Below are 5,433 nucleotides of genomic sequence, written 5' to 3' on the forward strand. Positions count from 1 at the left end.
CCGCCGGCGTCGACATGGACCGCCTGAAGCGCGATCTTGCCGGCCATGGCAGCGACATCGACGCCCTGCTCAAGCGCAACAATGAGCAGGCCGAAGCCTTCGGTTTCAGCGGCACCCCGTCCTTCATCGTCGGCAAGTACCGCGTCCCCGGCGTGCTCAGCATGACCGAGTTCGAGCAGGTCATCGCCGATGCCCGCAAGGCCAAGATGAACTGAGGCGCGCAGCGTCGGTCGTAGCCAACACAAAGGCGCCGCCGCGGAGCTCGCGACGGCGCCTTGTTCACGATGGGCGTTGTTACTTCGACGAGATCCGGACCCAGTCCTTGTGCGCGCGATCGCGCAGCGCGTTCCAGTCGGCCTTCGCGACGTCCCAGTTCACGATGGTGCGATTGGTGATCGCGACCTCGCCATTGGCGACGGATGAGGTCTGCATGGAGTCATAGACATACACGCCGCCGGCAAGCAGCAGCGCGCCAAGGATCATCCCGAAAAAAGTCTGCATTTGAGAACCTCCGGTGGGCCAGCAATAACGTGCATCGACAAAGAGAGTTCCCACCATGTCCACGCCCTATCGAGAGCCGGGGTTGGACCGGAGCGGCCCTATGGCCGTGGATTAGAGCGGGTGGATCCGCTATACTCGCAGCAATGTCTGACAACGCCGCCCAAAGCCTGATCGACGAGCTCGGCCGCAGATATCTCTGGTGGCGACCGGTTGACGGATTGCCTTTCTGCGAGGATCGTGTCGTTGCGCAAATCATGAACCTCGGAACGTACGACGACATTCTCAAATTGGAGGCGGCGCTGGGGCGGCCGCATCTCGTAGACATCATGCGACGCGCCGAACCCGGCTGGTTCAGCGATCGCTCCTGGGAATTCTGGCGCGGGCGGCTGTCATTTGCGACGGGTGAAGCGCTGCCGGAAACGGCGCCCCGAAGGGCATTCGATGTCGCGAGCCTTTGAACCAAGACTGTCGATCCTGCCTGCCGCTCAACGCGAAATCTGGCCCTTACTTGCTCCTTCGCAGGACCTTCAATTTGTCCTCTACGGCGGAACGGCTGTTGCGCTTCAACTGGGGCATCGAGAATCGCTGGATTTCGATTTCTTTCGTTCGGCTCCGCTGGATAAGGAGGCGGTTCGTAAGCAGTTCGGTTTTAGCAGTGGCGCCGCTATTCTTCAGGATGCGCCCAATACGTTGGTCGTCTCCGCCAATATGCCCTCGGGTTCAGTGAAGGTCTCTTTCTTCGGAGGTATCGGGTTCGGTCGCGCCAACGATCCGCTGCAGACGACTGATGGTACGATGTTCGTGGCGTCGCTCGAGGACCTGCTGGCGACCAAACTCAAGGCGATTCTCGACCGTGCCGAGGCAAAGGACTATCGGGACATCGCGGAGATGATCTCTGCCGGCATGTCACTGCCGCGCGGCCTCGCGGCATTCAGAGAAATGTTCGGCGGGGAGCCTGCACAGGTGCTGCGCGCGATAGGCTTCTTCGAAGATGGGGATCTCCGCGGTCTGAATGCTGCCGATCGCCGGATTCTGTGTGAAGCCCGGGACCGGGTGGGGGCGTTACCGGACGTGCCGCTGAGACAGGGTTTAGTATGATCGCGTCTGTTCGCCATTCAGCCACTGCACCAGCTCCGCGTTGATCTCGCGCGGGTAGGTGTGGCTAAGATCGTCGATCTCGCGATAGGTGACATCAGCGCCGGCCGCTGCGAGCGTTGCCTGGGTCTGGCGCGCGGTCTGCACCGGAAACATCCAGTCGAGCTTGCCGTGGGTGATGAAGATCGGCAGCCCCTGCAGGCGCGCGGCGTCCGCCATCTCCGCCATCAGCGGATGGAAGGTTGCCGAGACCGGCGCCAGATGGGTGAAGGGCGAGGCACCGTCGAGGCCGGTGACGTAGCTGAAGGTGCCGCCGTCGCTCATGCCGGTCAGCAGCATGCGCGAGGCATCGACGGTCCAGCGGCTGCGCACGGTTTCGAGGATGCGCATGAGATTGGGCGTATCGGCGTCATCGCCCATCAGCGCCCAGGTCGGACCGGTCGCGGTTGGCGCCACCAGGATCGCGCCGAGGCTGCGGGCGTCGCGCAGCCAGCTCCACAGGAAACCGCGTCCGTTGCCGCTGCCGCCATGCAGCGCCATCACCAGCGGCATGGCGCGCTCGGGCGTATAGTACTCGGGCACGTAGACCGAGAAGCCACCGCGGCTGCCGGGTTCGTTGTGATCGTGGAAGATGCCGGCATCTTCGCTCGCGCTGCCTTCGAGCCGCGACAACAGACCCGCATTGTCGCGATTGGCGGTGTCGAGAAAGAAACTGCTGACGGGGGGAAATTGCAGCGACAGCGGATAAAGCGCCTCCTGCGCGCGCGGCAGGTGGCGCAGCGCGCGGAAGACGGCGACGAGATCGCCATTGCCGCGCTCGACCTCGCGGATCCCGGCAAAGGCGGCAAGGGTCTCGCCGCAGGCGCGATCGAGCCGATCGCGGAGGCCAGCGAATTGCTCCGGCCACTCTCCAATAGCCCCGTGTGCCGTTTGCAGCGCCTCATCCGGTGCGCCGATCGCGTTCATCACGGAAGCGAAGGCCGGCGGATGCAGATGGCGTTGAAAAAATCCAAGCGCTTCCAGCGCATTGAGCAGCGGCGGCAGCACGGCCACGATGTCGTCGATCACGGCCTCGCTCATCGCGGCTTCCCTCAGCGTGGGATCAATGCAGCTTCGGCGCCTTCAAGAGCTTGAAGCGATCGGTGGAGGTCACCGTGACGTCGAAGGTGACGCCTTGGTGGTACACGGTCAGTGGCACGTCGACGCCGGCGGCGCCGAGNNGGCGAGGATGATGTCGTCGGTCTTGAGCTCGGCCCGCGCGGCAGGACCGTTGGGAGAGATCCCGATCACGACCACGCGGTTGTCGATGTCGGTCGAGTAGAGTCCGAGCCAGGGCCGCGCCGGCTTGTTGACGCGACCGAATTTGCGCAGATCGCCCAGGATCGGCTTCAAGAGGTCGATCGGCACGACCATGTTGACGTGCTCGGCCTTGCCGTCGCGTTCGCGCTCCAGCTGAAGCGAGCCGATGCCGATCAGCTCGCCGCGCTCGTTGAGCAGCGCAGTGCCGCCCCAGTTCGGATGTGCGGGATAGGTGAAGACGGCTTCGTCCAGCAGATATTCCCAATAGCCGGCGAATTCCTGCTTGGCCACGATCTGGCTGGCGACCGAGCGCGTGCGTCCGCCGGCGCCGCCGACCACGACGCGGTNNNNCGAGCGCGCGGTCGAGATCGAAACTGTAGTCGCTCGCACGCGGCTGATTGGCCGGCGGCACTCTCCATTCGGTCAAAGCGGGCATGGAGTTCTCCTGGCTGAGTGCATTGCTCCGAGATTGCTGCAGAGCGACGCGCGAAGCACGCATAATTTAGGCCGGGGCAGGCCGTCTTGAAAGCCTCGTTCCCAACTATTCGTGGGAACGCCGCGTGAAATCTTTGAAAGGCACGGAAACACCCCGTGCACGAGCGGTGTCCCTCAATCCGGCATGCGCCGCATGGCTGGTGTCCGGCGAGGTGCTAGGCGCTGTACCATGAAGCTGCTAACCATTGCCGCTTCGTTTGACCAAGGGATCACGGATCGAAGCATGGACAACCGCAGCGACATCTGGCGTGGCATCGACACGATCAAGGCGCGTTTCATCGACCTCAGCGACAAGGTCTGGGGCATGCCCGAGGTGTGCTACACCGAGGCGCGGTCCGCCGCCGAGCATCTCCTCGAGCTGCGTCATCAGGGTTTCCGCATCACCGAGAACGTCGCCGGCATTCCGACCGCGGTGATGGGCGAGTGGGGCGAGGGCGGGCCGGTCATCGCCTTCATGGGCGAATATGACGCGCTGCCCGGTCTCAGCCAGGAAGCGGGTGTCGCCGAGCATCGTCCAGTCGAGACCGGCGGGCACGGCCATGGCTGTGGTCACAATCTGCTCGGTTCCGCCGCGCTGCTCGCCGCGACCGCGGTGAAGGACTGGCTTTCCGAAAACAAGGTGCCCGGTCGCGTGCGCTATTATGGCTGCCCGGCTGAAGAAGGCGGCGCGGCAAAGGCCTTCATGGTGCGCTCCGGCGCGTTCGAGGACGCCGACATCGCCATCACCTGGCATCCGCACAGCTTCTGGGAGGTTGCGGTGACGCCGTCGCTCGCCAACACGCGCGCGGATTTCATCTTCACCGGCCGCACCTCGCATGCCGCGGCCTCGCCGCATCTCGGCCGTTCCGCGCTCGATGCGGTGGAGTTGATGAATGTCGGCGTGAACTACATGCGCGAGCACATGCCGAGCGATGCGCGGGTGCATTACGCGCTGCTCGACACCGGCGGCATCGCGCCCAACGTGGTCCAGGCCCATGCGCGGGTGCGCTATTCGATCCGCGCCCGTGACCTTCCCGGCATGAACGAGCTGGTCGGACGCGTGAGCAAGATCGCCGAGGGCGCGGCGCTGATGACCGAGACCAAGGTCGAGATGAAGATCATCTCCGCGGTCTCCAACATCCTGCCGAACACCCCGCTGGAGCAGGCGCTGCACCGGGTCATGGAAGAGCTCGGACCGCCGCATTTCGACGATGCTGACAAGGGTTTTGCCAGCCAGATCCGCGCGACGTTGAGCGACAAGGATATCGCATCGGTCTATTACGCGATTGGCATGGAGCAGACCGATCGGCCGCTGGCCGACTTCCTGGTGCCGCTCGATGCCAAGCGCAATCCGCTGGTCGGCTCGACCGACGTCGGCGACGTCAGCTGGGTGGTGCCGACCGTGCAGGTTCACGCCCCCACGGTTGCAATCGGCACGCCGTTCCACACCTGGCAGGTGGTGGCGCAGGGCAAGAGCCCGCATGCCCACAAGGCCATGGTGCAGGCCGCCAAGGCGATGGCCGGTCTCGGCATCAAGGCGCTGACCGATCCGGAACTGATCAAGTCGGCCAAGGCGGACCTGAAGAAGCGGACGGTCAAGACGCCGTATGTCTGCCCGCTGCCGGACCACGTCGATCCGCCGCTCGACATGTCCGTCGCGTAGAATTTCGTCTCCACACTTCGTCTGATCCTGCGAACAAATTTTCCGCAGTGCAGCGTGCAATCCAGCATGTTTTGATGCTGGATTGCCGAACGGATGGGCTGCAGAACACGGTTTTGCCCAACAGACAGCCAGAAGACCGTTTGCATACACACGGTCCCAGTTGACGCGCCCCCCATTCGGTGTGCCATCTACTGCCAGCCAATTGGGCGGCCAGCTTTCACGGCCGTCCTCATCACTATGGGAACCAGACGGGGGACAACCATGCTGGATAAAGAACTGCGTTCGATGATCGGCAAAGTGAAGGATGGGCGGATGGATCGCCGCGCCTTCATCCAGCGTCTGGCTGCCGTCGGTCTCACCGCACCCCTGGCCAATCAGATCCTCGCGCTCGGCGGCGTCGC

6 protein-coding genes and 1 pseudogene are annotated in these 5,433 nt (G+C 63.8%); 4 read left to right on the forward strand and 3 right to left on the reverse strand.

Annotated features, from left to right (window positions below; genetic code table 11):
- A partial coding sequence (locus AABA86_RS33170; RefSeq protein WP_338309747.1) for a DsbA family protein occupies positions 1-215 on the forward strand: 215 nt, incomplete at its 5' end.
- 79 nt (positions 216-294) lie between these two features.
- Here AABA86_RS33170 and AABA86_RS33175 read toward each other — a convergent pair.
- Positions 295-501: a hypothetical protein gene (locus tag AABA86_RS33175; protein ID WP_338309748.1), complete on the reverse strand. Its 207-nt coding sequence runs from the start codon at positions 499-501 to the stop codon at positions 295-297.
- 143 nt (positions 502-644) lie between these two features.
- On the opposite strand from AABA86_RS33175, the gene AABA86_RS33180 reads away from it, so the two are divergent.
- Both AABA86_RS33180 and AABA86_RS33185 read left to right on the forward strand, forming a co-directional pair.
- Positions 645-959, forward strand: coding sequence for a hypothetical protein (locus AABA86_RS33180; protein WP_212247252.1), 315 nt, complete (start codon positions 645-647; stop codon positions 957-959).
- Positions 943-1,599 (forward strand): nucleotidyl transferase AbiEii/AbiGii toxin family protein, encoded by a 657-nt coding sequence (locus AABA86_RS33185; protein WP_338309749.1) that lies wholly within the window; start codon positions 943-945, stop codon positions 1,597-1,599. The genes AABA86_RS33180 and AABA86_RS33185 overlap by 17 nt, the downstream gene beginning before the upstream one ends.
- Here AABA86_RS33185 and AABA86_RS33190 read toward each other — a convergent pair.
- Complete coding sequence (locus AABA86_RS33190) at positions 1,591-2,676, reverse strand: carboxylesterase family protein (RefSeq protein WP_212247250.1); 1,086 nt, start codon at positions 2,674-2,676, stop codon at positions 1,591-1,593. The genes AABA86_RS33185 and AABA86_RS33190 overlap by 9 nt on opposite strands.
- A 22-nt stretch (positions 2,677-2,698) precedes the next feature.
- Positions 2,699-3,237, reverse strand: a pseudogene (locus AABA86_RS33195) (S1C family serine protease); the annotation flags it as partial.
- A 376-nt stretch (positions 3,238-3,613) separates the two neighbouring features.
- On the opposite strand from AABA86_RS33195, the gene AABA86_RS33200 reads away from it, so the two are divergent.
- Positions 3,614-5,032: a M20 family metallopeptidase gene (locus tag AABA86_RS33200; protein ID WP_212247248.1), complete on the forward strand. Its 1,419-nt coding sequence runs from the start codon at positions 3,614-3,616 to the stop codon at positions 5,030-5,032.
- Positions 5,033-5,433: the final 401 nt, after the last annotated feature.

Origin of the sequence: Bradyrhizobium sp. TM233 (assembly GCF_036247965.1) — a bacterium.
In the GTDB taxonomy this organism is placed as follows: Bacteria; Pseudomonadota; Alphaproteobacteria; order Rhizobiales; family Xanthobacteraceae; genus Bradyrhizobium; species Bradyrhizobium ottawaense.

Excerpts from the sequence above, each read along its gene's own strand:
- AABA86_RS33175 (WP_338309748.1), bottom strand. The coding sequence starts at position 501 with ATGCAGACTTTTTTCGGGATGATCCTTGGCGCGCTGCTGCTTGCCGGC.
- AABA86_RS33180 (WP_212247252.1), top strand. The coding sequence starts at position 645 with ATGTCTGACAACGCCGCCCAAAGCCTGATCGACGAGCTCGGCCGCAGA.
- AABA86_RS33185 (WP_338309749.1), top strand. The coding sequence starts at position 943 with ATGTCGCGAGCCTTTGAACCAAGACTGTCGATCCTGCCTGCCGCTCAA.
- AABA86_RS33190 (WP_212247250.1), bottom strand. The coding sequence starts at position 2,676 with ATGAGCGAGGCCGTGATCGACGACATCGTGGCCGTGCTGCCGCCGCTG.
- AABA86_RS33200 (WP_212247248.1), top strand. The coding sequence starts at position 3,614 with ATGGACAACCGCAGCGACATCTGGCGTGGCATCGACACGATCAAGGCG.